Raw genomic sequence first — 25,181 nt, forward strand, 5'->3', positions numbered from 1 at the left:
GGTGCCGTGTCCACCTCGGGAGCGCGGGTGCCCGGCGGTTGTCGCAGCGTCGCGCCGGTGGGCGGAGGCCGGCGCCGAACGGGCCGCCCGGACATCACCACGGCGGTGCCGTGAGGGGTGGGCGGCTGCCATTCCAACGTTGGAAAACTGTGTGCAGCGGAATGACAGCACGCGCCGCGGAGGCTGTCCAGACCCGGCGCGCCCTTCCTTCCGACTGACCGTCAACTCCTGCGCCGTTACCGCGGAACCGGCCGCCGGAAGCATTCCGGAAACGTCGTCCCGGCCTCTTGCAGCGCTCGCCGAGGCGCGGTTATAACGTTGTAAAGCCGGAGTCGCCGCCCCTCGGGAGGTTGCTCCGAGCCCGTGTCCGCCCAGCTCATGGGTGTGATCCGGGCTGCACGAGGCTGCGCACCAAGGTTTCGCCGTCCCCTCACGGCGAACCGGCTCCGCTTTCCTGCTCTGAGCGACCGCACGCCACTCGGCGGTGCTGTCCCCCCGCCAAGGAGTGTCCTCACGATGACCCTTCCGCAGAGATACCGCACGCTCTCCGTCGCGTGCCTCGTCGCCGCCACCGTCACGCTCGCCCTGTCCGGCTGCGCCAAGTCGGAGACCACGGACAACGCGGGCGGCGACAGCAGCCAGGGGGCCCAGACCGTCCAGACGCCCACCGCGTCCGCAGGCCCGGGCTGCACCCTCACCACCTACGGCGCCCCCAAGCTCGACCTCAAGAACGCGATCGTCGGCTTCTCCCAGTCGGAGAAGGAGGCCAACCCCTTCCGCATCGCCGAGACGCAGTCCATCAAGGACGAGGCCGCCAGGATCGGTGTGAAGAAGCTCCTGACCACCAACGCCCAGTCACAGCTGCCCAAGCAGATCAGCGACATCCAGGACATGCTCGCCCAGGGCGCGCAGTTCCTCATCATCGCCCCGCTCAACTCCGACGGCCTCGAACCCGCCTTCCAGGCCGCCGCCGCCAAGAAGGTCCCCGTCCTCACCATCGACCGCAAGGTCAATGCCACGGCCTGCAAGGACTACCTGGCCTTCCTCGGCTCCGACTTCGTCGAGCAGGGCAAGCGCGCGGCCGACGCGATGGTCAAGGCCACCGGAGGCAAGGGCAAGGTCGCCATCCTGCTCGGCTCCTCCGGCAACAGCGTCACCACGGACCGCACCAAGGGCTTCGTCGACCAGGTCGGGGCGACCGCCCCCGGCCTGGAGATCGTCGCCCAGCAGACCGGCGAGTTCGCCCGCGACAAGGGCCAGCAGGTCATGGAGCAGCTGATCCAGTCCAAGCCCGACATCACCGCGGTCTATGCCGAGAACGACGAGATGGCGCTCGGCGCCGTCACCGCGCTCAAGGCGGCCGGCAAGGCCCCCGGCAAGGACGTCAAGATCGTGTCGATCGACGGCACCCGCAACGCCGTACAGGCCCTGGCCAACGGCGAGTTGAGCGCCGTCATCGAGTCCAACCCGCGCTTCGGCCCGCTCGCCTTCGCCACCGCGCAGAAGTTCTACGCCGGCGAGGGCATCCCCGAGGACGTCATCATCTCGGACCGCTCCTACGACCCGTCCAACGCCAAGTCCTCCCTCGGCGGGGCGTACTGACCCACGGCCGGCCCGATCCGTCCGCGAGCCGTGCCGGTCGGCCGCCCCGTCCCTGACGGCCGACCGGCACGGCTCCGGACGTACTTCGGGCCCGCACCCGAGGCGTACCAGTCCGGCAGGTGTTCCGCTCCGGCCCGTGCCCGGCCGGTACGGCCCCGGACACGTGCCTCGCACCCGGCCCGAGTGACCTCCGGGTTCCGCACCGGCCGCGGACGGCTCCGTACGGCGTCCGGCCGGGTGTCGACCCGGTCCCGAGCCCAGCCCGTCCGGGGTCTCCCGCCGCCGGACACGGCATCCGCCACGGCCCCGGGCCGCCCGCCCTCCTCTCTCCCCGTTCCCTCTCCGGAAGGCCACGTTCATGGCTCCCCCCGAAGCGGCGCCGCCCGAGGCCGCGCCGACAGCGACGAGCGGCACCGCGCCCTCGGCCGCGCCGACGGTGCTCGAGGCACGCGGCGTCGGTAAACGCTTTCCCGGCGTGGTCGCGCTCGACGACGTCTCGTTCACCCTGCGCGCCGGCGAGACCCACGCGCTCGTCGGCGAGAACGGCGCCGGCAAGTCCACTCTCATCAAGGTCCTCACCGGCGTGCACCGCCCGGACAGCGGCGAACTGCTGCTGTCGGGAGGGCCGGTGCGGTTCACCCGTCCCTCCGAGGCGCAGGCCGCCGGCATCTCCACGATCCACCAGGAGGTGAACCTGGTCCCGTTGATGAGCGTGGCCCGGAACATCTTCCTCGGCCGCGAGCCCAAGAACCGCTTCGGGCTCATCGACTTCCCCCGCATGCACGCCGAGGCATCGGCCCTCCTCGGCGGGTTCGGCGTGACCGTCGACCCCCGCCGCCCCCTGGGCACCCTCGGCATCGGCACCCAGCAGATGGTCGCCCTCGCGCGGGCCGTCTCCGTCGAGGCCCACGTCGTCGTGATGGACGAGCCCACCTCGTCGCTCGAACCGCGCGAGGTCGAGACGCTCTTCCGGGTCATCGAGGACCTGCGCCGACGGAACATCGCCGTCGTCTACGTGAGCCACCGCATGGACGAGCTCTACCGGATCTGCGACCGGGTCACCGTGCTCCGCGACGGCCGGCACATCCACACCGGCCCCCTCGCCGGACTCGACCGCATGCGCCTCGTGTCCATGATGCTGGGCCGCGAGATCTCCGAGGTCCGCCGGCACGGCCTGACCAGCTTCGGCGCCGCCGGCCACGACGTCGCCCGCGAACCCGTCCTGACCGCCACCGGAATGGTCCGGCGGGGCCAGCTGGACGACGTCTCGCTGGAGCTGTACCCCGGCGAGGTGCTCGGCCTCGGCGGCCTGCTCGGCTCCGGCCGCAGCGAGACCGCCAAAGCCCTCGCCGGCGCCCTGTCCCTGGAGGCGGGCGAGGTCCGCGTCGGCGGCGCCCCGCTCGGCCGCTCGTCCTCCGCCGCCGCCATCCGCGCCGGCATCAGCCTGCTCCCCGAGGACCGGAAGGCCGAGGGCATCGTCCCGGGCCTGTCGGTCCGCGAGAACATCGTCCTGGCCGCTCTTCCCCGGCTCTCCCGCGCGGGCATCGTCTCCCGCGCACGGCAGGACCGCGTCGTCGACATCTTCATGAAGCGACTGCGCATCAAGGCGTCGAGCCCGGAGCAGAAGGTCGGCGAGCTCTCCGGCGGCAACCAGCAGAAGGTGCTCCTCGCGCGCTGGCTCTGCCTCGAACCCAAGGTGCTCCTCCTCGACGAACCCACCCGTGGCATCGACGTCGGGGCCAAGGCCGAGGTCCAGGCACTCATCGACGAGCTCGCGCAGGAGGGCCTGGCGGTCCTGCTCGTCTCCTCCGACATCGAGGAGCTCGTCGAGGGCGCCGACCGGATCGTCGTCCTCAGGAACGGCGCCACCGCGGGCGAACTCGTCGGTGAGAACGTCTCCGAGGAGGCCCTCCTCGCGGCCCTGGCCGACCACACCGCGCAGGCCGACGCCGCAGAGCCCGCCGGCACGGCGCAGCCCGACGCACCGGCGGTCCCCGCCGACACCGGGGCCGGCGCACCCGGAGCCGTACCCCTGACCAAGCCCGCCGGAGCCGGCTCCCCGCCGGACGCGGCGCCCACGACCCGCGCGGCGCACCGGGCCCCGGCCCCGGCCGCCGAGGAGGACCCCCGATGAGCACCCAGGCCGCAGCGGCGCCCGTCCGTGGCTCCGCGACCCGGCGGAACACGACCGCGTGGTTCCAGGAGTACGGCGTCTACGCCGCCGTCGCCGCGCTGCTGCTCTTCAACGCCTTCTTCACCGAGCACTTCCTCACGGTCGACAACCTCCGGACCCAGCTGATCCAGGTCGCCCCGATCGTCATCGTGGCCCTCGGCATGGCCCTGGTGATCGGGACCGAGGGCGTCGACCTGTCCGTGGGCTCCGCCATGGCACTCGCCACGGCCCTGCTGCCGCTCTACCTCGGCTACGGCCTCGTGCCCGCCCTGCTCATCGCCCTCCTCGCCGGAGCCGTCGTCGGCCTCGTCAACGGCACCCTGGTCTCGGTGGTGGGGCTCCAACCCATCGTGGCGACCCTGGCCCTGTTCGTCGGCGGCCGCGGCATCGCGCTCGTCCTGGCCGACGGGCAGCTCAAGCAGATCGTCAACCCCGACCTGCTGGCCCTGGGCACCGGCAGCCTCCTGTGCATTCCCCTGATCGCCGGGATCCTGGCGCTCGCCGTCGCCTTCCTCGTCCACCGCACCACCTTCGGACGCCAGGTCGTCGCCATCGGCGGCAACCGCAAGGCCGCCGCCCTCGCCGGCCTGCCGGTGAAGCGGGTGCTCATCGGCGTGTACGTCCTCTGCGGCGTGCTCGCCGCCCTCGCCGGCATCCTCGCCACCGCACGCCTCACCGCCAGCGACCCCTCCTCCCTCGGCACGCTGATGGAGCTCTCCGCCATCACCGCCGTCGTGGTGGGCGGCACCCCGCTGAGCGGCGGCTCCGTCCGTGTGCTCGGCACCCTGGCCGGCGCCCTGCTCATGCAGCTGCTGCGCGCCACCCTGGTCAAGCACGACCTGCCCGACTCCACCGCCCAGATCGCCCAGGCGGCCATCATCATCGCCGCCGTCTACATCGCACGGGAGCGTCGATCCCGATGAACCCCACGTCCTCACTCACTGCCCCGGGGGCCGGCACCAAGGGCTCCGGCCCCGGCGGCACTGCCGACGCGGACCGCCCCGCGAGCGGCCTCACCGCGGCCGAACGTCTCCTTTCCCTGGTGCAGCGCCAGGGCGTCCTGGCCGTCCTGCTGCTCGTCGTGGTCATCGCCTCCTTCGCGTACCCGAGCTTCGCCACACTCGACAACTCCCGCGGTGTGCTGGTCCAGGCGTCGTTCCTCTCCATCGTCGCGCTCGGCATGACCCTGGTGATCATCACCGGCGGCATCGACCTGTCCGTCGGCTCCGTCTTCGCCCTCGGCGGCGTCCTCGCCGCCTGGGCCTCGCAATGGGGCCTGCTGCCCGCGCTGCTGGTGCCGCTCCTCGTCTGCGGGGCGATCGGCACACTGAACGGCCTGCTGATCGCCCGGGCCGGCATGGCGCCCTTCATCGTCACCCTGGCCTCGCTGCTCGGCGCGCGCGGCCTGCTGCTCGCCTTCACCGACGAGGGTGCGACGACCTACCTCGTGCCGAAGGGCTCGGCCTTCGCCGAGCTGGGCCAGGGCACCATCGGCGGCTTCGGCCACCCGATCCTCGTCGCCCTCGCCCTCTTCGGCCTCGGCGGTCTGGTCCTGCAGCGCACCTCCTTCGGCCAGACGCTCTTCGCCGTCGGCGGCAGCGCCGACGCCGCGACCCTCATGGGACTCCCCGTCGCCCGCGCCAAGGTGACGGTCTACGTCCTGAGCGGCCTCCTCGCGGGCTTCGCCGGAGCGCTCAACGCCGCACGGCTCTCCTCCGGCGTCACCATCATCGGCACCGGCATGGAGCTCGACGCCATCGCCGCCGTCGTCATCGGCGGCACCCTGCTGGCCGGAGGCGCCGGTTCGGTCAGCGGCACGCTCTGGGGCGTCCTGCTGCTCGCCGTCATCCAGAACCTGATCAACCAGATCGGCTCTCTGAACTCCTCGTACCAATCGGTGGTCAGCGGTGGATTCCTGATCCTCGTCGTGGTGGCGCAGAGGTACGTTTCACGCAGCAGAAGGACGCTCTGACGCCGGAACCATCCCCACCGGCCCCCGTGCCCCGGGGCCAGGAGCGCGCCCGAGCCCCACCGGGGACGGGCCGCACCGGCCCCGGGCCCGGCGGCCGACCGTGCAGAGCCGAACCAGAGGAGTTCCGTGGGCGTCAGCCTCAAGGACGTCGCGCAGCGGGCCGGCGTCTCGATCAAGACCGTGTCCAACGTGGTCAACAACTATCCGCACGTCACCCCGCAGATGCGAGCCAAGGTACAGCTGGCCATCGACGAGCTCGGCTACCGCCCGAACCTCACCGCCCGCCACCTCCGCAAGGGCCGTACCGGCATCATCGCCTTCGCCGTTCCCGAACTCGGCAACCCCTACTTCGCGGAACTCGCCGGAGCCGTCATCGATGCCGCCGCCCAGCACGACTACACCGTGCTGGTCGACCACACGGCGGGACTCCGCGAGCGCGAGCTGCTCGTGTGCCAGGAGTTCCGCTCCCACGTCATCGACGGGCTGATCCTCAGCCCCATCCACCTGGAGAACGACGACCTCCTCGCCCGTCAGGAGACCTCGCCGCTCGTCCTGCTCGGCGAGCGCGAGTACGAGGCACCGTACGACCAGATCGCCATCGACAACGTGGCCGCCGCCCGCACCGCGGTCCGTCACCTGCTCGACCTCGGCCGCCGACGCATCGCCTTCCTCGGCTCCCGCACCGACCGCGAACGCCGGCCCGCCCATCTCCGCCTGCGCGGCTGGCGCGAGGAGCTCACCGCGGCGGGCCTCACACCCGACGAGTCCCTGGTCGTCGCCACCGACGGCTACGGCCGCGGTGACGGCGCGGCCGCCATGACCGCCCTCCTCGACCGCGGCATCGTCCCCGACGCCGTCTTCGCCTACAACGACCTCATCGCCCTGGGCGCGCTGCGCACCCTCACCGAGCGCGGCCTCCGGGTCCCCGAGGACATCGCCGTCGTCGGCTTCGACGACATCGAGGAGAGCCGCTACGGCGCCACCACCCTGACCACGGTCGCCCCCGACAAGCCCGCCATCGCCCGGCACGCCGTCGACCGGCTCGTCGAACGCCTCGCCGGCGGCCCCGTCGCCGAACCCCGCCGCATCAGACCCGGCTACCGGCTCGTCGTACGCGAGTCGACGGGCGTCGCACCCCCCGCCGCCCCGCGGGGGCGGCCCACGCCGGAAGCCGGGGACTGACGGACGACGGGGCCGTATCCGCCCCGCACGCGCGGGCCGGGGGTGCCGGCCCGCGACCGGGCCGCCTGCCCGCGGTGGCCGGGCTGCCAGTGCCACGCGGGCTGTGCCGTGTGCCCCGGGTGGCCTGCCCACGGTGGCCCGGCCGGTCTGTGCACGCGGGCCGTGCCGTGTGCCCCAGGGGGCCGGAGCGCCCGCCCACGGCGGCGGGGCCCGGCTCGTCTCCGGCGCCCGTACCCCGCCGGGGGGGGCGACCGCACCCATGGAACCGCACCCCTCGTCGGGTCCCCTCCCGTCGGCCGCTCCCCCACTCGTGACGAGGACACCCCATGCCCCGAGCCACCATCCACGCCCATCCGTTCGGCACCACCCCGACCGGGGAGGAGGTCGCGCTCTGGCGACTCGCGACTCCCTCCGGCGCCTACGCGGAGATCCTCACGTACGGAGGCATCCTCCACGCCCTCGGCGTACCCGACGCGGCCGGCCGCACCGAGAACGTCGTCCTCTCGCTGCCGTCGCTCGACCAGTACGGGGAGAAGAGCCCCTACCTCGGCGCCCTGATCGGCCGCTACGCCAACCGCATCGCCCACGGGCGCTTCACCCTCGACGGCACGCCCCACGCCGTACCGGTCAACGACCGGGGCCACGCCCTCCACGGCGGCCCCGCCGGCTTCGACGCCCGGGTGTGGGAGGCGACCCCGCACACCGAGGGCGGCACCGCCGCGCTCCGGCTCCGACTCCACAGCCCCCACGGCGACATGGGCTTCCCCGGCTCGCTCGACGTCACGGCCACGTACTCGCTCGACGCCCAGGGCACGCTCGCCCTCGACTGCACCGCCACCACCGACCGCCCCACCGTCCTCAGCCTCAGCAACCACGCCTACTTCAACCTGGCCGCGGACGGCGGGGACGTCCTGGACCACACGCTCCAGGTCGACGGCGACGCGTACCTCCCCGTCGACGCGACCGGAATCCCCCTGGGTCCGATCGCCCCCGTGACCGGCACCCCGTTCGACCTCACCACTCCCCGGACCCTGCGCACCGGCGTCCTCGCAGACGAGGACCAGGTCCGTGACGCCCAGGGCTACGACCACTGCTGGGTCCTGGCCTCCGGCGAATCCGCCGCACCGCGCCGGGCCGCCCTCCTGTCGGCCCCGGACGGCGCCAGGACCATGGAGGTCTGGACGACCGCTCCCGGCCTCCAGGTCTACACGGCCAACCAGCTCGACGGCACGCTCACCGGCCCGACCGGTCACCCTCTGCGCCGCCACGGCGCCGTCTGCCTGGAGACCCAGCACCTCCCCGACGCCCCGAACCGCCCCGCCTACCCGAGCGCCGTCCTCCGCCCCGGGACGACCGGCCACCGCCGCACGGAGTTCCGCTTCCCCCGCACCACCGCCCCCCTCCGGACGAGCGGCTGACGCCGGCCCAGCTGGTGGCCAGGCCCCGGCCCGCACCGCTGGACCCCGACTGCGGCCGACCCGACACCAACCGCCGGACCCCCACCAGCAGGCCGCTTCCTCCGTCACGGCAGGGCGATGTCGCCCCTCGACGCGGCGTGCTGCTTCCGCATGATGCGGGCCACGTGGTGCTCCACGGTGCGCGTGGACAGCACGAGGCTCTCGGCGATGTCCCGGTTGGCGCGGCCCTGGACGACGAGACGGGCCACCTCCTCCTCGCGCGGGGACAGCCGGTCGCCGTAGCCGAGGCGGCCCCGGCGGTGGGTGGTGACGATGGCGTGGCGGCGCAGCAGCCGTCGGCAACGGGCGACGTCCCAGCGGGCACCCAGCTGCCCGTAGGCCTCGACGACGTCCTGGACGCCCCGGGCCGCCGCCTCTCCGTGCAGGTCGAGCAGACACCGCCCGCGGGCCTCCGCGGCGCGGGCGGCGTCGAGCGGGCGGCCGAGCAGGCGCCACTGTTCCTCCGCGTCCGTCAGCAGGGCGACGGCGTCGTCGGTCCGGCCCGCCGCCTCCGCGAGCAGCGCCCCGCACACGGTGAGCGCCGCGCGGGCGGCGGGCGCGTCGGCGTCCGCGGATCCCGCGGCGAAGTCGGCGACGAGTCGCCGGGCCCGCGCCGTGCGCCCGCCGCCATGGAGGGCCTCCACCGCGACGGGCAACACCTCGCTCGCCCACACCCAGCCCCGGGTCCCTTCGATCCGGCGCAGCACGTCCTCCACGGCCTCGCACGCCTGCCCGGGGCGCCCCGCCTCCAGGTGGACACGGGCGGTGGCGGCGGCCGACGACGTGAGGATGAAGCCGGTGTCGTAGCAGGCGGTGCGGGCGGCCTCCGCGAGGTCGTGGCGGGCCCGGGGGACGTCGCCGAGCACGTGCAGCGAGGTCAGTCCGCGCACCAGCATCGCCTCGGCGGTCAGGTCGGGTATCTCCTGGTAGAGCCGGGTGGTGGTGTCGGCGGCGGCGTGCAGACCGTCCCAGCGGCCGCCGTGCCAGGCGAGCACCAGACGGGCGGTCTCGACGAGTCCTTCCAGGTAGGGGCTGCTGCTGTCGGCGAGCCCGGCGACGGCCAGGTCGAGGAAGTCCCGCGCCCGCGTGCCGTGTCCGAGCGCGCTGGCCGCGTGCGCCAGGTTGGTCCAGCCCCGGGCGTGGTGCGCGGCCTCCATCGCGGACGCGGCCGGCCCGCGCAGCGCCTCCGCGGCGTGCCAGGCGCGCGGGTCGCCGACGAGCATCAGGGCGGTGGCCCGGTTGGCGGCGATGGCGGCCCGGGCCACGGGATCGGTGACGCGCTCCGTGAGCGCCTCGCCGCGGTCCAGCCAGTGCCGGTGCCGGTCGACGGGCCAACCCTGGAGGGAGGGGATGGCGGCGACCGCCATGGCCCGTGCGGCGGTCTGCGGATCGGACGCCTCCAGGTCGGGAATGGCGCGGGCGACCTCGTCGAGGCTGTCCAGTGCCCCTCCGGTCTGGTTGCGCAGGACCACGCTGAGGTGCAGGCGGATCTCGCCGCGCAGGCGCGGCGGCGGGTCGTCCTCGTCGAGGACCGTGCGCACGGCGGCGACCACCTGCTCGCCGGCCCGGGCCAGTTGGGCGGTGCGGGCCAGTTTCGCGGCGGTGCGCACCCGTCCCTCGGCCCGGGGTTCGTCGACGACGGCCCGGGTGTACAGACGGGTGGCGGTGGCGTAGTCGCCGCCGGCTGCCGCCCGATCGGCGGCCAGCACCAGGCACCGCAGGCCCTCGCGGACGTGTCCGGCGGCCGTGTACAGCCGGGCGAGGTCGACCAGCGGGACCGGCCCGTCGCCCACGCGGTGGAGGATGCGGGCCGCGCGCAGGCTGAGCCGCGCAGCCCGGGGACCCGGCACCCGCGCGAGCGCGGCCCGGCGGTCCAGCGGGTGCCGGAAGGACAGCGACGTCCCTTCGGCTCGCAGCACGGATCGCCGCACGCACGCGTCGGCCGCCGCTTCGGCCGACGCGGGCGGACACTCCGCCACCTCGGCGAGGAGGCCGACGGGAGCCGGCCGGTCGAGGACCGCCGCCGCCTCGACGATCCGCCGGGCGTCCTCCCCCAGCGGCGCGCACCTGCGGGCGAACTCCCGGGCCACCCGCCCCGGGACTCCCGTCTCCCGTACGGCGGCGAGCACCGCGCGCCCTCCGGTGCCGTCCTCCCCGTCGGCCGACAGCAGCTCTCCGGCGTCGTCGAGGAGGGCTCCGGCGGCCCCGGGCAGCCCGCCGGACAGTTCGTGCACGCGTGCCGCGAGCTCTGGCAGGTCCTCGGGTCCCACCCGCGGGCACCCCGCCGCCCACAGGCGGACGAACCGCTCCGTCTCCTCCGGTGTCCAGGGCCGTACGCGGATCTCCTCGCATCGCCCGGCCGCCGGGGTGCGGACGCCGAGGACCGGCAGCCCGGGGGCGGCGTCCTCGGTCACGACCAGCCGCAGTCCGGCGGGCAGGGCGTCCGTCAGCCGGTCGAGCAGCCGGAGCGTCCCGGAGTCGGCGAGGTGGACCGCCTCCAGGACCAGCACGGTGTCACCGAGCGAGGCGAGCAGGGTCCGCACCGCGCGGGGCAGCAGCCCTCGGCGTACCTCCGGGTCCGAGGCGGACGCGGGCGGGGCCGGCAGGCGGTCGGCGAGCTCGGGCACGACGAGCGCCACGACTCCGGTGACCGGCGGCATCCGGTCGGCCAGGCCCGGGCGGTGGGGAAGTTGGGCCAGGGCCGAGGCGACGGCCTCCAGGGGCGACGGTTCCTCGCCGTCCGGGCAGGTCCCCCGCAGCTGCGTCCACTCCGCGAACTCCGTCCCGCCGAGCACCTCGTCCACGAGCCGCGACGTCCCGGCCCCGGCCTCCCCGCGCACGACGACGACGCCGCTCCCCGCGCGCAGGGCCGCGCGGAGCCGCAGGGCCTCCTCGTGCCGGCCGACGAACCCGGCTCCCTCGGAACGCACGTCGCCGTACGGCACATCGAAGGGACGTCTCTCCACGGCTCCGCCTCTCACCGGCCACCCACCCGGTGGTTCCTCGAACGTCGTGGCGGTCTGCCGCGGTGCGGGCGGGGCCGCGGTGTCCGCCGGGCGGGTGGGGCTGTCCGCAGGGGTCTACCGGCAGCGGGGCCGCCGTCGCAATAGGGGGCGGCTACCCAGGGAATGCCGCCCGCCCGCCCCGGTCTCCGCCGGGCGACGGCGGCGACGCCGCGTCCCCACTCTTTGGGTAGCGCTACGCATTGCCGGCCTCCTTCCGTGTGACCGAAGCTCTGGGCGGTCCGGTCGCGCCGTCCCCGTCCACCACGGTCCCCAACCGCTGGAGGCACGGGGAGGCAGCACCCCACGCGGTCGTACGGCGTGACCGGATCCGTGCGTCGCGGAGCCCGCTCCGTACGCCACGTCACCTCGTCCCGCCGTCCCGGGCGTCGCCACCAGAGGCGCCCGTACGACCGCCTGCGGCCGACGGATCGTCACGGTCCCCACCGGGACCCCGTCCGGGCCGGCCGACGGCCACCCTCCGGGCGCGCGCCCTCCCACCCCTGACGGGGCGCGCCCGGAGCAGGCGGCGGGACGGATGCCGCTCTCCGGACTTCGAGCCGGGTCCGGACACCTCCCACGAAGGAAGCAGACATGGAGTTCGACGCTCGCGCCCTCCGGCGCCTGCTCGCCGTCAGTACCAGTGCCGCCCTGCTCGCCGCGGCGTCCGCCACCGCCGCGGCCACGGCCGCGCCCACACCGCCGAGCGGCGGGGAGAACCGCATCGTCGGCGCGGACCGACCGGGCGCGGTCGAGGGCTCCTACATCGTCACCTTCAAGGCCTCCGTCGGCCCGGCCGACGTGCCCGCCTCCGCCCGTGCCCTGGCCGAGCGCCACGCGGGCAGCCTGCGCTACACGTACACCTCCGCCCTGCGCGGCTTCGCCGTCCGCATGACGGAGAGCGAGGCCCGGGAACTGGCCGCCGAGCCCACCGTGGCCCGTGTGGAGGCCGACGGCGTGGCGTACGCGGTCGACACCCAGCCCTCGCCGCCCTCCTGGGGCCTGGACCGCGTCGACCAGCGCGGCCTTCCCGTGGACAAGAGCTACACGTACGGGACGACCGCCTCCCACGTGAACGCGTACATCGTGGACACCGGCATCCGCATGAGCCACCGCGACTTCGGCAACCGCGCGGTCAGCGGCTACGACTTCATCGACAACGACTCCGACGCCTCCGACTGCCAGGGGCACGGCACCCACGTCGCGGGCACCGTCGGCGGCGGTTCCTACGGCGTCGCCAAGGGCGTCAAGCTCATCGGCGTCCGCGTGCTGAACTGCCAGGGCACCTCGGGCGACACCTGGGCCCCGGTCCTCGCGGGCATCGACTGGGTCACCAAGAACGCGGTCAAGCCAGCCGTGGCCAACATGAGCATCGGCGGCGGGAAGACGCAGTCGGTGAACGACGCGGTCGCGGCCTCCATAGCCTCCGGCGTCACCTGGGTCGTGGCGGCCGGCAACAACAACGCCGACTCCTGCTCCTACTCGCCGTCCTCCACCCCGTCGGCCGTCACGGTCGGCGCCACCAACAGCCGCGACGGACGCGCCACCGGCTGGTCCAACGGACAGGGCTCCAACTACGGCACCTGCCTGGACATCTTCGCCCCCGGCGACAGCATCGTCTCCGCGTCCCACTCCGGCGACACCGCCTCCCAGACCATGAGCGGCACCTCCATGGCGGCCCCGCACGTCGCGGGCGCGGCCGCCCTGCTGCTCGCCGCCAACCCGACCTGGACCCCGGCCCAGGTCCGCGACAGGCTGGTCGCCGACGCCACGCCCGACAAGGTCACCGACGCCCGCACCGGCTCCCCCAACAAGCTCCTGTACACCGGCGCCACCACTCCGCCGCCCACCGGCAAGAAGTTCGAGAACACCGACGACTACCAGATCCGCGACAACGCCACCGTCGACTCCCCCCTCACGGTCACCGGAGTCACCGGCAACGCCCCTTCGAACCTCGCCGTCACCGTCGACGTCCGCCACACCTACCGCGGCGACGTGAGGCTGGAACTGGTCGCCCCTGACGGCACCGCCTTCCTCCTCAAGGACTACGACTCCGCCGACAGCGCCGACAACATCCAGGGCACCTTCGCCGTCAACGCCTCCGGCGAGTCCGCCAACGGCACCTGGAAGCTCCGCGCCACCGACAACTGGACCAACGACACCGGCTACATCAACGCCTGGTCGCTCCAGTTCTGACCCGGCGGCCTCCCGCGTGAAGCGGGTGCGCGCCCGGGGGACGGCCCCGTTCCCGGCGGAGTCCGCCGGGAACGGGGCCGTCGCGCCGATGCCGAACGGGACTACGGCGCGGCCGGGACCGTGTCCTGGAAGGTCGTGCCCGCCGTGCGGTACGCCCCGACCTTCGCGGCCACCTGGGCCGGGGTCAGGACCTGGTCCTTGACGTGCAGGACGTAGTCGACCTTCTGGTCGTAGGCGCGCGGTGTCGTCGAGGTCTGGCCGGCCAGGTCGATCAGCCACTGGTTGAAGTTGATCGACATCGGGCGCTCGGGGAGGTACCGGGCGTCGTGCCGGCCGAACTCCTGGCCGTCGACGTAGTAGACGATCGCGTTGTCGTCGATGGTCAGCACGAGGTCGTGCCAGCCGTCGTAGCTCGTGCGGGACTCGGAATGCTGGTTGACGGCCTCCCACGGGTCGGGCCGGTAGGTCTCCCACGACGTGGTGTAGAGGATGTCGGCGGGTTCGCCCCAGCCCCCGTTGGGGAGGTACTCGAAGTCGTACTCGGCGTAGTCGTCGGCCATCGGGGCCTTGAGGTCGTTGATGGTGAAGAAGGTCTGCACGACACGGTCGCCGTCCGGGCCCGACACGGGTGCGTCGGAGAAGCGCACCCGCGCCGCGTAGGTTCCGTTCTTGAACTTCGAGGCCTGGGTGAGGATCTCCGTGTGCCGGGTGGACTCGCCCGTCCCGGCGGTCGAGGTCCGCAGGTTCATGATCGAGTTCGTGCCCTCCTTGGCGAAGGTGACGTTCTCGGGAGCCCAGGTGGCTCCCGGCACGCCGGGTCCGCCGGAGTTGGAGCGGACGCTCCAGCCGTGGGCGTTGATCGCCGGGTCGGTGTGGCCGGTGTAGTCGAAGTCGTCGAAGAGCGCGGCTCCGGTGGGCGGTGGCGTGGTGGGCGGAGTGGTGGGGTCGGTCGGCGTGGGGGTGGGCTCGTTGCCCGCCGGCGCGGTCCCCCAGACCTGGACCCCGCCCACGGTCGCCGTGACCTTGGCCCAGTTGGCGTACGCCGTCTGGGCCGGACCGAACGAGTAGTCGTCGCTCTGGTTCAGGGCCTGCCAGTTGGAGCGGTGGAAGCGCAGCTGCATGTCGCCGGTGTCCGCGCCGGGCGCGAGGGATCCGGCGCCGGCGGTGAAGCCGATCTCCAGGTAGCGGTCGGCGGTCGCCGTCGGGTGGGCGAGGGTGCCGAAGGTGCCGGTGAGGTTCGCGCAGCCCTTCACCGCCCAGGAGCAGGCGTAGGTGTACGAGGCTCCCGCCTCGGCCTTGAAGTAGTAGCGCACCTTGACCTGGCTCAGCGGCACGCTCGACGCGCCCGTGTTGACGACCTTGAGCCAGGGCTCGGCCTGGTCTCCGCCGGTCGAGCTCTGCCGGTACTGGACGGTGAGCGCCTCACCGGACGCGGCCGCCGGCAGGGCGGTGAGGGCGGTGGCGCCGAGCCCGGTCACCGCGGCGACGGCGAGTGCGGCGCGGATCCGCAGGTTCCTGCTCCTCGTGGGGTCGTTCATGGTGATTCCTCTCCTGGGACGGGGTGGGGCGGGGTACGGAACGGGTGGTGCGGTCGAGGTGCGCACCGGTGGGCCCTGTGTACGAGCGGGCGAGCTGAGTGTGGGGCCCGGTCACGGAGCGGCAGCGAGGAGGGCCGCGGGCGCGGGCGGCAGCCGGCGCGGTACGCCGAGGGCGTCGAGCCGCGTCCTGTGGTGCCGCAGCCGCTCCTGGAAGCCCTGCCAGTCGTGGCGGCCGGTCCAGACGACCTCGGCGAGCGCGCAGAGCCGGGGGAACGTCAGGTACTCGGCGTGCGCGGTGGTGGGCACGTACTCGGTCCACAGCTGCACCTGAGAGCCGAGGACCCGGGCGGCCTCCTCCGGGGTCCAGTCGGCCGGTGCCGGATCGTTGCCGTGCACGGTCCGCAGGTCGACGACCTCGCCGGCCTGGCCGGGCGGCTCGGCGGGGCTGGCCGACTGGGGGTAGTCGAGGTAGGTGGTGCGATGCGGCGCCATCACGACGCGGTGCCCGCGGCGGACGGCCGTGCGGCCGTGGTCGGCGTCACGCCAGGGCATGACCGTGAAGTACGGCGGGAGGTCCGCGCCGTTCTCGGTCCAGCTCAGCGGCAGCCGACCCGCGTCGAGCAGGTGCCGTCCGACGCGTTCCATGAACCAGCCGTGCAGGGCCGCGGGTCCCGGCAGACCCTCCTCGGCGGCCCTGCGCAGCGCGGAGGGGGCGTGGTGCCACTCGGTGGTGGGGCACTCCTCGCCGCCGATGTGCACGTACGGGGAGGGGAAGACCTCCATCACCTCGTCCAGGACGGTGCGGCAGAAGTCGAGGGCGCCGTCGTGGACGCCGAGGATGGTGTCGCACACGCCCCACCGGTCCCAGACCTCGTAGGTGCGGCCGGGACGGTTGCCGAGATCGGGGTAGGCGGCGAGCGCGGCGCGGACGTGCCCCGGCATCTCGATCTCGGGCACGACGGTGACGCCGCGCTCCGCCGCGTACGTCACCAGACCGGTGAGTTCGGCCCGGGTGTAGGCACCGCCGTGCGGCACCCCGCCGACTTCGGTGAGCCGCGGGAGCGCCCCGACCGGCATGCGCCAGCCCTGGTCGTCGGTGAGATGGAGGTGGAGGACGTTGAGTTTGTGGAGGGCGAGGAGGTCGACGTACCGCCGCAGGTAGGAGACGGGGCGGAAGCGGCGGGCGACGTCGAGCATGGAGCCGCGCCAGGGGAAGCGCGGGGTGTCGGTGATCTGCACGCAGGGGACGGACCAGCCGACGCCGGCGACCGGCTCGGCGCTCAGGGCCTCGACGGGCAGCAGCTGGCGGAGGGTCTGCACACCGGCGAGGAGCCCCTGGGGCCGGGCGGCCCGCAGCAGCACCCCCTCGGCGCCGACGGTCAGACCGTACCCCTCCTCGCCAAGACCGGTGAGGGCGCGGTCGAGCGCCAGGACGACGGAGCCGTCCGCACGTGCGGGCAGGTTCAGCCCGGTGGAAGGGCCGAGCAGGGTGCGCAGCAGTCCGGCAGCGCCCTCGGCGCCCGGCGAGACCTTGAGCGCGGTCGACGCGTCGAAGGTGAACGTGCCGGGCAGGAGCTGGAGGTGGGTGGGTTCGGGAACGAGTCGGGGCTGGGGCATCGAGGAGCGTTATCCCTTCACGGCTCCGCCGGTCATTCCGGCGGCGACCCGGCCCTGCAGGACCAGGAAGAGGACGAGGACGGGCAGGGCGAAGAGGGTGGAGGCGGCCATGGTGGCGCCCCAGTCGGTGCCGAAGACGTTGGAGAAGGACGACAGCCAGACGGGCAGGGTCCGGTCGTCCTGGTTCTTGATGATGAGCATGTTGGCGAAGGCGAACTCGTTCCAGGCGGTGATGAACCCGAAGAGCGAGGTCGCGAGCAGTCCGGGTGCGAGCAGCGGGAGCGTCACGCGGCGGAACGCGGCGGTGCGGGTGCAACCGTCGACCTGTGCCGCTTCCTCCAGTTCGGGCGGGACCGCCGCGAGGAAGGAGCGGAGGGTGACGATCGTGAAGGGCAGGGTGACCATGAAGTAGACGAGGCTGAGGGTCGCGAGCCGGTCGAGCAGGTCGGCGTCCCGGGCGATCACGTACATCGGGATCAGCAGCGCCTCCCAGGGCGCCACCTGGGCGATGAACACCATGAGGATGAAGCCCCGCCGGCCGCGCCAGTTCATCCGGGCGACGGCGAACGCGGCGGCGAGCGCCACCACGAGGGCGAGCACGACACAACCGGCCGTGACGAGAAGGCTGTTGCGCCAGAACATCCAGAACCCGTCGGCGCCCACGGCGTGCCGGAAGTGCTCCAGGGTGACGGAGACGGGAAGGAAGCCCGGCGTCTCGGACTGGATGTCGCGGGTCGGCCGGAAGGCCGTGAGGACCATCCAGTACACCGGGAACACGGCCAGGACGAAGACCAGCGCCGCCGCGGTGTGGAGGGGGAGTCGGCGCAGGGCGCGCGGGGTCACCGGTCGGCCTCCTGTCGGAGCATCTGGCGGAAGTAGGCGATGAGCACGGCCATGAGGAGGAGGACGGTGAGCGTGGAGACGGCCGCTCCGAGGTCGTAGCGGTGCAGCGACTGGGCCACGCGGTAGGCGTACACGGGCAGGGTGGTCGTCGCCTCGCCCGGGCCGCCCTTGGTCACGGCCCAGATCTGGGCGAAGCAGCGGAAGACCCAGATGACCTCCAGGCAGAGGACGAGCCCGAAGATGGGGCGCAGCAGGGGGAGCGTGACCGAGAGGAAGATGCGCCGGCCGCCGGCGCCGTCGAGCCGGGCCGACTCGTAGAGCTCGGCGGGGACGGTCAGCAGCGCCGAGTGGAGCGTGATCGCGGCGAAGGGCACCGACTGCCAGACCACCAGGAGGACCAGGACGGTGAACGCGGCGGGGCCGTCCGCCAGCCACGAGTAGCCCTCGAAGGACTCGAAACCCAGCCGTACGAGTACCCAGTTGACCACTCCGAGCCGGGAGGCGAAGAGCCACTGGAAGACGGTCGTGGTGGCGATGACCGGGCTGGCCCACGCGAGGACCAGCCCCGTCGTCACGAGGATCCGCATCCTGCGGCCGAGCCGCTGCATCATGAGCGCGACCAGGGTGCCGATCACCATGATCAGGACCACGTTGACCAGGGTCCACCAGAAGGTGCGCCGGACGACCTCCCAGAACTCGGGGTCCGAGAGCACGGTCCGGTAGTTGCGGAGCCCCACGAAGGAGGCTTCGCCTCGGATGAGTTCGCCCAGGCCGTACTGATGGAACGAGATCAGCAGATTGCGGACGAAGGGGTACCCGAGGAGGAGAAGGCCGCCGAGGACGGTGGGGGCGACCAGGAGGTAGGGCCAGAAGGCCGCGCGTCCCGACGGGGCCCGGGCCGCCCCCGCCGGACGGCCGGACCGACCCGCCCGTCCTGCGGGCCGTGTGCCGATCCGTCGGCCGAGCCGCCCGCTGGGCGGACCGTCGAGAGGTGCGTCGAGAGGTCCGTCGGGAGGTGCGTCGAGAGGTCCGTCGCGCGGTCCGTCGAGCGGTCCGTCGAGCGGTCCGTCGAGCGGTCCGTCGAGAGGCGCGTCGGGTGGCGTGTCGGGGGTGCTGCCGAGGTGTCTCGTGGGCGGTCTCACGGGTCCGCTCACGAGCCGAGGGTCTTGGTGATGCTCTGCGAGGCGGTCGCGGCCGCCCGAGCGGGGTCGGTACCGGTGAGCACGGCCGTCATGTACTGCTTGATCGGGTTGGTGGCCTCGACGGCCGCCCACTGCGGGGAGTTCGGAGTCGCCCGGCCCTGCGCCGCGCCCGCGGCCATGGCGGCCGTCCCCTCGTCGTCCTGGATCACGCGCGCGAGCGAGGTGCGGTTGGGCACGTAGCTCATCGTCCTGGCCATGTCGGTCTGCCACTTCTCCCCCGCCAGCGCCTTGACCACCTCGTACGCGGCGTCGGGATGGGTCGAGGCCTCCGGCACGATCAGGTCGGAGCCGCCGGTGAAGACGGCGCCGGGCTTGCCCGCGGTCTTGCCGGGAATCGGGAAGAAGCCGAGCTTTCCCTTGAGCGCGGGATTGATCTCCTCGACGATCTTCGCGCCGCCCGGTACCGCGATGATCTGGGCGACCTCGCCCTTGGCGAAGACCTCGGCCTGCGGGGGCTTGGCCTCGTCGGAGTCCTTGGGGCCCTTGCCCAGGGCCTGGAGCCGCCGGTAGAAGTCCATTCCGGCGCGTGCCTGCGCGGAGTCGAGCGCCCCCTTCCAGGCGGCCCCGTCCTTGACGGCGAGGTCGCCGCCCTCCTCCCAGATGAACCCGGAGAGGGTGTACCAGTTCTGGCCGGGCAGGTAGATGCCCTGGGTCCTGCCCCGGTTGAGCTTCGCCGTGACGGCGAGCCACTCGTCCTGCGTCTTGGGGAGACCGGTCACACCGGCGCGGGCGAAGAGGTCCTTGTGGTAGATGACGACCCGGTTGGCCGCGTACCAGGGAATGCCGTACTGCCTGCCGTCGACCTTGCCCGGCTCGGCGAGGCCCGGGAGCCAGTCCGCGCCGTTCAGCTCGGCGGTCCTGTCGCCGAGGTCGCGGACGCCGCCGCTCGCCGCGTACTGCGCGACCTGGGTGTTGCCCACCTCGATGACGTCCGGGGCGTCCTTGCTGGCGAGGGCGGCGGTGACCTTCTCGCCGATGCCGTCCCACTCCTGGATCTGGATGTCCAGGTCGACGTCCCGGTGCTCCGCCTCGAAGCCGGTGCGGAAGCGGTCGAGGAAGGCGTCGGTGACGCTGTCCTTCATGATCCATACGGTGACCTTCTCCGGGCCGCCGGAGGCTGCCGGTTCGCCCGATCCGCCACAGGCCGTGGCGGTGAGGGCGACGGCCGCCGCGAGGGCGGCGGAGCCGGCGAGGGGACGAGTCTTCACGGGCACCTCGATGAATGATTGACCAATTGGTCAAGTGGTCAGGTGTGTGAGCAGAAGGTGGCACGCGCGCCGGGAGCCGTCAATCCCCTGAAAAACATGGGTTGTTCACGGGGTCTCCAGACCAACCGGTGCGGCTAGTATCGGATTTACCAGTTGACCAGTGAGGTAAGGGCGGGCGGCATGAAGGACGGCTCCTCCAGCGGGGTGCTGAAGCGGGAGCGGGTACGGGAGCACCTGCTGGGCCTGATCGAGGCGGGCGGCCCCGGCGACCCGATCCCCTCCGAGCGCACCCTCTGCGCCACCCTCGGCGTCTCCCGGCCCACCCTGCGCGCGGCCGTCGACGAACTCGTGGCGACCGGGGCCCTGGTGAGGGAGCACGGCCGCGGGATGTTCGTCGCACCCGCCAAGATCACCCAGCGACTGGCCCCGGACGACGCCGCCTTCACCGTCCCCCGCGCATCGGGCACCTGGTCCAGCACCGTGCTGGAGTCCGCCACGATCCGGGCCGGCGCCCGCATCGGCCGCAGGCTCCGCCTCTCGCCGGCCGCCGAACTGCTCTACGTCGCCCGCCTCCGCCTGGTCGACGGCGCTCCCATGGCCATCGAGCACCTGCACATCCCGGCCGACCTGGTGGGCGCCTCGCTCACCCCGGAGGAGCTCGAAGCGGGCGACCTCTACGACCACCTGCGGGAGCACCACCGGGTCCACGTCCAGGAAGCCACCCAGTCGATCGAACCGACCGTCGTCAGCGAGGACGAAGCGGCACTCCTCGACGTCCCCGTGCTCTCGCCCGCCCTGCTGATCGAGCGCCTCACCCTCGACACCGCGGGCCGGCCCGTCGAGTACGTCCACTCGGTCTACCGGGGCGACCGCTACCGCATCGTCTCCCGCCTCGACTTCACCCGCGACGGGCTCGTGACCTCCTCCACGGAGGGGGATGCATACTGACCCGCAGCGGAACGGCGCACTGGGGAGTGGACGGCATGGAGCTGAAGCGGGAGCGGGTGCGCGAGCACCTCCTGACCGTGATCGAGAGCCGCCGGCCCGGCGACGCGATCCCGTCCGAGCGCACTCTCTGCGCCACCCTCGGCGTCTCCCGGCCGACCCTGCGCGCGGCCGTCGACGAACTCGTCGCCACGGGCCTGCTGGTACGGGAGCACGGCCGGGGCATGTTCGTCGCGCCCGACAAGATCACCCAGGAGCTGGTCGCCGAGCACCGGGCGGCCGGCGCGCCCCGGAGCCGGGGCGACTGGACCAGCACGGTGCTCGGACTCCGCACGGTCCGGGCCGGCGCCCGCATCGGCCGCAGACTGGCGCTCTCCCCCGCCGCGGAGCTCGTCCACGTCACGCGGCTGCGGCGGGTGGACGGTGCCCCGATCGCCCTGGAGCACCTCCACGTGCCCGCCGACCTCGTCCCCGGCCTCACCGCCGCCGACATGGAGGGCGGCTTCTACGCGCACCTGCGGGAGCGGCGCGGCATCCGTCCCGCCCACGCGGTCCAGTCGATCGAACCGACCGTGCTGAGCGAGGAGGAGGCGGTGCTGCTCGACGTACCGGTCCTCTCCCCCGCGCTCCTCTTCGACCGGATCACCTCCGACACGAACGGCAGACCGGTCGAGTACGTCCGCTCGCTCTACCGGGGCGACCGCTACCGCGTCGTCTCCCGGCTCGCCCTCGCCGACGGCGCGGTCGGCGATCCGGCGGCGGACGCAGCGCGGGGCGGGACGTGGTGGGGAACGGTGGAGTGACGCCGCCTCATCCGGTGCGCCGGGAGAGCAGGACCCGGGTGAGGGCGAGGGGGGTCGGCCGATCCCGATGACGGCCGGGGCTCTGCCGCCCGCCCGGGAGAGGAACGCCTCGGCCACGCGTGTGGCCGCCTCGTCGGAGCTGCCCGGCAGCACGGCGTACGTCACGTCGCCGAGGTAGGCCGTGGCGGCCCGGGGGTGGACGGCGGCCACGAGTGGGCGCGCAACCGGTGGCCGACGTCCCGCCGGCCCGGCGGCGCGGCAGGTGCAGCGCGGCGACGTTCGCGATCTCGGCGTACAGTCGCAATCCGAGCCGGATCCCCTCGACCTGACCATCGGTGGGTGTGCGGACGGGCGGAAGCGGGGCCCCGGGAGCCTGCGGCAGTGGTGGTGGTCGCGACCGTCCCAGGATTCGGTGTCGACAACGCCGCCGCGGTCGTCGCGCAGGGTCGCGTTGTCTGAGCGGCTGTCCCACACGTGGCCGCGGCGGTTCTGGTGCAGGGCGGTACCGGAGTCATCAGCACCGGTAACAGACGTTCTGCACGTGCCTTGGCACACCCGAACCCTCACTCGCACAACAAGACGACCAGATCCGTCATGTGTCAGCGGCTGGTTCACGCACACCTCTGGCGCACCCGCACGACACGGTGGCAGGGTGGCCCGCACGCGGCGCTCCCCCCGTCCCCACCCCACACGGGCGCGCCGTCGGCCCCACCCTTCCGCGCCCGCAGGGAGCTGGGGCCGCGCCGCGCCTCCCGACTCCCCACGGGAGGCCGCAGGCGCGCGCCTGGCGAACCACTGTCAGTGTGCACGGACGGCGGCCTCGTACCAGCGCTCCCTCTCCAAGCTCGCCGTCACGCACCGCGCCGCCCCCCGCCGAGATCGTCCCGCTGCTGCGTACGACCGCCGACGCCACGTTCCTCGGCTTCACCGGCGCCGACCTGGCGGTGCAGGCCGAAGCGATCAGCATCGACGCCCGCTACGAGCTCCCCATCAGGGTCACCAGCGTGGGACAGCCACAACCTCCTTGCGGCACCCTGGCCAGCGCAGCCTCGTCGTCCAGCGGCCAAGGACACCGGTCTCCGGCTCGCCGGAATCGGAAACCCGGGTTCGAATCCCGGCGGCGCTGCGTCCCCGTACCTCGCACGAAGGAGTGCGATCACGGCGCGGGTCGACGGATCCCCGCGACCGAATCCCACGACGTCCACGTCCAGCACGTCCACCCGGAGGACGGCGCCCGCGTCCGCTACCAGAAGTGATGCGACATAGACAGCGAGGTCCTCACCGAGGACGACCGCGGCGACTTCCTCACCGACCACCGCGCCAAGGACCTCGTCGAAGTGATCAGCAGCTCGTCGGTGTTCCAGCTGATGATGGTCCCGTGGGCGTGCTGGTGGATGTGAGGCCGCTGTCAGGGCCGTACAGCCTGGTCGATGAGGTGCTGGACGCGGTCGAGGAGTTCGCGGGACATGGTTCGCTCCCCACGGGATGGTGATCCGTTACGCGAGGCTGGTGCGGTGCCGGGGGCGGAGGGCGACGAGGAGGGCCTGTACCTGCAAGGTGGCCAGCGTGGCCTGATGAACCGAGGTGGGACAGAGCGGGGCTGTGCGCATCGTCTAGTGGCCGGTGACGACGCGGATGGTGAAGATGTTCCGGCTTCTCGTGAGCGACAGCAGCCGGGTGACCTGGGTGCTGGGCGCTTCCAGAATGAGCCGGCCCCTGGTGCGTCGAGCTCGGGCGTTGAGTCTCAGCAGCACGTTGAGTGCGCTGCAGTCACAGAAGGACACCTCGGCCAGGTTCACCACGAGACAGCCATGCGTCCCGTCCAGAACCCGGGCGAGTGCCCGGTGAAGTTCGGGTGCGCCCTGGATGTCGATCTCTCCTCGGACCAGGGCTCGGACATTGCCTTCCATGTCGGTCGTGAGGCGGATGAGCAGCTGCTCCGTGGCGATCTCGCCCAGTACTCCGATGCTGTCGGCGACGACCTTCATGGCGATGTCGTCGCTTCGGCCCTCCCGATGCGCGGCGTGAAGCGAAGCGAGCTCTGGCGGGTTCGGGGCGCGGGTGGCAGGCCAGCGGCAGGCGCGGGATTGTGCGTCCGCAGGTGTGAGCCACGTATGGGCGAGGGGCCTGTCATGGTTCCGTTCTGTCGTCATTGCCCTCACCCGCTTCCCCGTAGGCGTGCGTGTCCGCGTCGGCGTTCATGGCCGCGAAGAACGTCAGCAGCCCGGCGATCTCGTGCCGGGCTTCCGCGGGATGCCGGAAGTGGGTGCCCCGGGTGATCCGGTAGTGATTCCGGCGCCCGACACGCGCTCGCGTCACGTATCCGGCCTTCTCCAGATCGCCGAGGACCGCCTGGACGGCTCGTTCCGTCATCTCGGTGGCCGCAGCCAGATCCCGGACGCGTACATCAGCGTCTTGCGAGATCATCAGCAGCACCCGGGCGTGTTGCGTGAGAAACGTCCAGCTGCTTCGCGGATCCCGCACTTCATCCGCCATGTATCCATTAAGAACCTTCTGTCCTGTTTCTGCAAGCATGAATCTGAACTCATGCATGCGGGCGTGGCGAGGTTCCGTTTGCGAGGCGCCGATTCCCTCCGCCGCCCAGGGGCTGCGAAGGGAGCGATCACTCAAGTCACGGAGCAGGAGGGGTATGGTCGGCGGCAGACGGATGTGCAAGCCTGTGGAGACACCAGCCTGGTCTGGTAGGAGACCCCGAGCCGCCCTCACAGGCTCTCCCTCAGGAGGGTCGGGACGCGGTTCGGGTGGTCTTGCTGGTCTGTGCGTGACCCCACGTCACGCTCCTGGCACCCCTCCCGGGTGCGTTGGGCTCGACCCCTGACGAAAGGGGCGAACCATGAGCAGTCTCACCCTCTCCACCCACGAACACCCCACCGGCCCCGTCATCACCCTTGCCGGAGAGATCGACCTCACCTCCCGCGGCACGCTGGAAGCAGCTACGCGGACGACACCGCCCGACGGACTTCCGCTGCGCCTGGACATGTCCGGCGTCACCTTCATGGACTCCTCCGGCCTGAACTTTCTGCTGACACTCCGGCTCCGCCTCACGGCCGCCGGCAGCAGCCTCACCCTCACCGGAATCCGGGAAGAGCCCATGCGCGTCCTCGCCCTGACCGGCGCCGACACCATCCTTCTCGCCACCGGCGACCATCCCCACGTGCCCGCCCCCCGCCCCGCATCCGCCCCCGAAGGCAAGACGGCCCCCAGCAGGAGCGGGAGCGCACCCTCGCGACCGTCGCCCCCGCACACGCGGACAACGACTCCAACTTCGGCAGCGGAGTGAACGCCGCCAACAACTGGAACTAGCTGCTTTCCCCGCCGCTGCCGCCGGCCCGAATCCGGTCTGCATGCAGCCCGGATTCGGGGGCACACGGACCGCGAGCGGCGGACATGGCCGCTCATCCAGGGCCCGCGGCCTCCCCG

The 25,181-nt window shown here is 72.8% G+C and carries 17 protein-coding genes, 1 tRNA gene and 1 pseudogene; 11 read left to right on the forward strand and 8 right to left on the reverse strand.

Annotated elements, in window-relative coordinates; genetic code table 11:
- The first annotated feature begins 516 nt into the window (after positions 1 to 516).
- The 6 genes from ABTY59_RS31245 (at position 517) to ABTY59_RS31270 (ending at position 8,347) form a co-directional block, all read left to right on the forward strand.
- Entirely contained in the window at positions 517 to 1,602 is a 1,086-nt protein-coding gene (locus ABTY59_RS31245; protein WP_352022444.1) for an ABC transporter substrate-binding protein, read from the forward strand.
- A gap of 358 nt (positions 1,603 to 1,960) precedes the next feature.
- Positions 1,961 to 3,736, forward strand: coding sequence for a sugar ABC transporter ATP-binding protein (locus tag ABTY59_RS31250; RefSeq protein WP_352022445.1), 1,776 nt, complete (start codon positions 1,961 to 1,963; stop codon positions 3,734 to 3,736).
- Positions 3,733 to 4,698: an ABC transporter permease gene (locus ABTY59_RS31255; protein WP_352022446.1), complete on the forward strand. Its 966-nt coding sequence runs from the start codon at positions 3,733 to 3,735 to the stop codon at positions 4,696 to 4,698. Before ABTY59_RS31250 ends, ABTY59_RS31255 begins: the two co-directional genes overlap by 4 nt.
- Positions 4,695 to 5,747 (forward strand): ABC transporter permease, encoded by a 1,053-nt coding sequence (locus ABTY59_RS31260; RefSeq protein WP_352022447.1) that lies wholly within the window; start codon positions 4,695 to 4,697, stop codon positions 5,745 to 5,747. The genes ABTY59_RS31255 and ABTY59_RS31260 overlap by 4 nt, the downstream gene beginning before the upstream one ends.
- A gap of 126 nt (positions 5,748 to 5,873) precedes the next feature.
- Complete coding sequence (locus tag ABTY59_RS31265; protein ID WP_352022448.1) at positions 5,874 to 6,929, forward strand: LacI family DNA-binding transcriptional regulator; 1,056 nt, start codon at positions 5,874 to 5,876, stop codon at positions 6,927 to 6,929.
- A 326-nt stretch (positions 6,930 to 7,255) separates the two neighbouring features.
- A complete protein-coding gene (locus ABTY59_RS31270) occupies positions 7,256 to 8,347 on the forward strand; it encodes an aldose epimerase family protein (RefSeq protein ID WP_352022449.1) in 1,092 nt (363 codons plus the stop codon).
- A 104-nt stretch (positions 8,348 to 8,451) separates the two neighbouring features.
- Here the strand turns inward: ABTY59_RS31270 and ABTY59_RS31275 are convergent, their stop codons facing one another.
- Complete coding sequence (locus ABTY59_RS31275) at positions 8,452 to 11,352, reverse strand: LuxR C-terminal-related transcriptional regulator (RefSeq protein ID WP_352022450.1); 2,901 nt, start codon at positions 11,350 to 11,352, stop codon at positions 8,452 to 8,454.
- Positions 11,353 to 11,982: 630 nt separating this feature from the next.
- On the opposite strand from ABTY59_RS31275, the gene ABTY59_RS31280 reads away from it, so the two are divergent.
- Complete coding sequence (locus ABTY59_RS31280) at positions 11,983 to 13,584, forward strand: S8 family peptidase (protein WP_352022451.1); 1,602 nt, start codon at positions 11,983 to 11,985, stop codon at positions 13,582 to 13,584.
- A 101-nt stretch (positions 13,585 to 13,685) separates the two neighbouring features.
- On the opposite strand, the gene ABTY59_RS31285 is transcribed toward ABTY59_RS31280, so the two are convergent.
- The 5 genes from ABTY59_RS31285 to ABTY59_RS31305 all read right to left on the reverse strand — a co-directional run bounded on the left by ABTY59_RS31285 (position 13,686) and on the right by ABTY59_RS31305 (position 19,992).
- Positions 13,686 to 15,122, reverse strand: coding sequence for a cellulose binding domain-containing protein (locus tag ABTY59_RS31285; protein WP_352022452.1), 1,437 nt, complete (start codon positions 15,120 to 15,122; stop codon positions 13,686 to 13,688).
- Positions 15,123 to 15,233: 111 nt separating this feature from the next.
- A complete protein-coding gene (locus tag ABTY59_RS31290) occupies positions 15,234 to 16,739 on the reverse strand; it encodes a beta-N-acetylhexosaminidase (protein WP_352022453.1) in 1,506 nt (501 codons plus the stop codon).
- 9 nt (positions 16,740 to 16,748) lie between these two features.
- Complete coding sequence (locus ABTY59_RS31295) at positions 16,749 to 17,582, reverse strand: carbohydrate ABC transporter permease (RefSeq protein WP_352022454.1); 834 nt, start codon at positions 17,580 to 17,582, stop codon at positions 16,749 to 16,751.
- Complete coding sequence (locus ABTY59_RS31300; protein ID WP_352022509.1) at positions 17,579 to 18,439, reverse strand: carbohydrate ABC transporter permease; 861 nt, start codon at positions 18,437 to 18,439, stop codon at positions 17,579 to 17,581. Before ABTY59_RS31300 ends, ABTY59_RS31295 begins: the two co-directional genes overlap by 4 nt.
- Before the next feature lie 293 nt (positions 18,440 to 18,732).
- Positions 18,733 to 19,992, reverse strand: coding sequence for an extracellular solute-binding protein (locus ABTY59_RS31305; protein ID WP_352022455.1), 1,260 nt, complete (start codon positions 19,990 to 19,992; stop codon positions 18,733 to 18,735).
- A gap of 180 nt (positions 19,993 to 20,172) precedes the next feature.
- Here ABTY59_RS31305 and ABTY59_RS31310 point away from each other — a divergent pair, with 180 nt between their 5' ends.
- From ABTY59_RS31310 to ABTY59_RS31320, 3 genes are all read left to right on the forward strand, one after another.
- Positions 20,173 to 20,940, forward strand: coding sequence for a GntR family transcriptional regulator (locus ABTY59_RS31310; RefSeq protein WP_352022510.1), 768 nt, complete (start codon positions 20,173 to 20,175; stop codon positions 20,938 to 20,940).
- 35 nt (positions 20,941 to 20,975) lie between these two features.
- Positions 20,976 to 21,740, forward strand: coding sequence for a GntR family transcriptional regulator (locus tag ABTY59_RS31315; protein ID WP_352022456.1), 765 nt, complete (start codon positions 20,976 to 20,978; stop codon positions 21,738 to 21,740).
- Between the two features lie 1,043 nt (positions 21,741 to 22,783).
- Positions 22,784 to 22,868: transfer RNA gene (locus ABTY59_RS31320), tRNA-OTHER, on the forward strand.
- Between the two features lie 485 nt (positions 22,869 to 23,353).
- On the opposite strand, the gene ABTY59_RS31325 is transcribed toward ABTY59_RS31320, so the two are convergent.
- Both ABTY59_RS31325 and ABTY59_RS31330 read right to left on the reverse strand, forming a co-directional pair.
- Positions 23,354 to 23,728: an STAS domain-containing protein gene (locus ABTY59_RS31325; protein ID WP_352022457.1), complete on the reverse strand. Its 375-nt coding sequence runs from the start codon at positions 23,726 to 23,728 to the stop codon at positions 23,354 to 23,356.
- A 142-nt stretch (positions 23,729 to 23,870) separates the two neighbouring features.
- The gene (locus ABTY59_RS31330) at positions 23,871 to 24,236 is read right to left on the reverse strand and encodes a helix-turn-helix transcriptional regulator (protein ID WP_352022458.1); all 366 of its coding nucleotides are present in this window, start codon (positions 24,234 to 24,236) and stop codon (positions 23,871 to 23,873) included.
- A 358-nt stretch (positions 24,237 to 24,594) separates the two neighbouring features.
- Between ABTY59_RS31330 and ABTY59_RS31335 the strand changes: the two are divergent.
- Positions 24,595 to 24,879: pseudogene (locus ABTY59_RS31335) on the forward strand (STAS domain-containing protein); the annotation flags it as partial.
- Positions 24,880 to 25,181 lie beyond the last annotated feature (302 nt).

This window comes from Streptomyces sp. NPDC096079, assembly GCF_040303145.1.
Lineage (GTDB): Bacteria > Actinomycetota > Actinomycetes > Streptomycetales > Streptomycetaceae > Streptomyces.

What these genes read in the sequence shown, in the direction of transcription:
- ABTY59_RS31245 (WP_352022444.1), top strand. Translation starts at nt 517, where the DNA reads ATGACCCTTCCGCAGAGATACCGCACGCTCTCCGTCGCGTGCCTCGTC.
- ABTY59_RS31250 (WP_352022445.1), top strand. Translation starts at nt 1,961, where the DNA reads ATGGCTCCCCCCGAAGCGGCGCCGCCCGAGGCCGCGCCGACAGCGACG.
- ABTY59_RS31255 (WP_352022446.1), top strand. Translation starts at nt 3,733, where the DNA reads ATGAGCACCCAGGCCGCAGCGGCGCCCGTCCGTGGCTCCGCGACCCGG.
- ABTY59_RS31260 (WP_352022447.1), top strand. Translation starts at nt 4,695, where the DNA reads ATGAACCCCACGTCCTCACTCACTGCCCCGGGGGCCGGCACCAAGGGC.
- ABTY59_RS31270 (WP_352022449.1), top strand. Translation starts at nt 7,256, where the DNA reads ATGCCCCGAGCCACCATCCACGCCCATCCGTTCGGCACCACCCCGACC.
- ABTY59_RS31280 (WP_352022451.1), top strand. Translation starts at nt 11,983, where the DNA reads ATGGAGTTCGACGCTCGCGCCCTCCGGCGCCTGCTCGCCGTCAGTACC.
- ABTY59_RS31285 (WP_352022452.1), bottom strand. Translation starts at nt 15,122, where the DNA reads ATGAACGACCCCACGAGGAGCAGGAACCTGCGGATCCGCGCCGCACTC.
- ABTY59_RS31290 (WP_352022453.1), bottom strand. Translation starts at nt 16,739, where the DNA reads ATGCCCCAGCCCCGACTCGTTCCCGAACCCACCCACCTCCAGCTCCTG.
- ABTY59_RS31310 (WP_352022510.1), top strand. Translation starts at nt 20,173, where the DNA reads ATGAAGGACGGCTCCTCCAGCGGGGTGCTGAAGCGGGAGCGGGTACGG.
- ABTY59_RS31315 (WP_352022456.1), top strand. Translation starts at nt 20,976, where the DNA reads ATGGAGCTGAAGCGGGAGCGGGTGCGCGAGCACCTCCTGACCGTGATC.
- ABTY59_RS31325 (WP_352022457.1), bottom strand. Translation starts at nt 23,728, where the DNA reads ATGAAGGTCGTCGCCGACAGCATCGGAGTACTGGGCGAGATCGCCACG.
- ABTY59_RS31330 (WP_352022458.1), bottom strand. Translation starts at nt 24,236, where the DNA reads ATGGCGGATGAAGTGCGGGATCCGCGAAGCAGCTGGACGTTTCTCACG.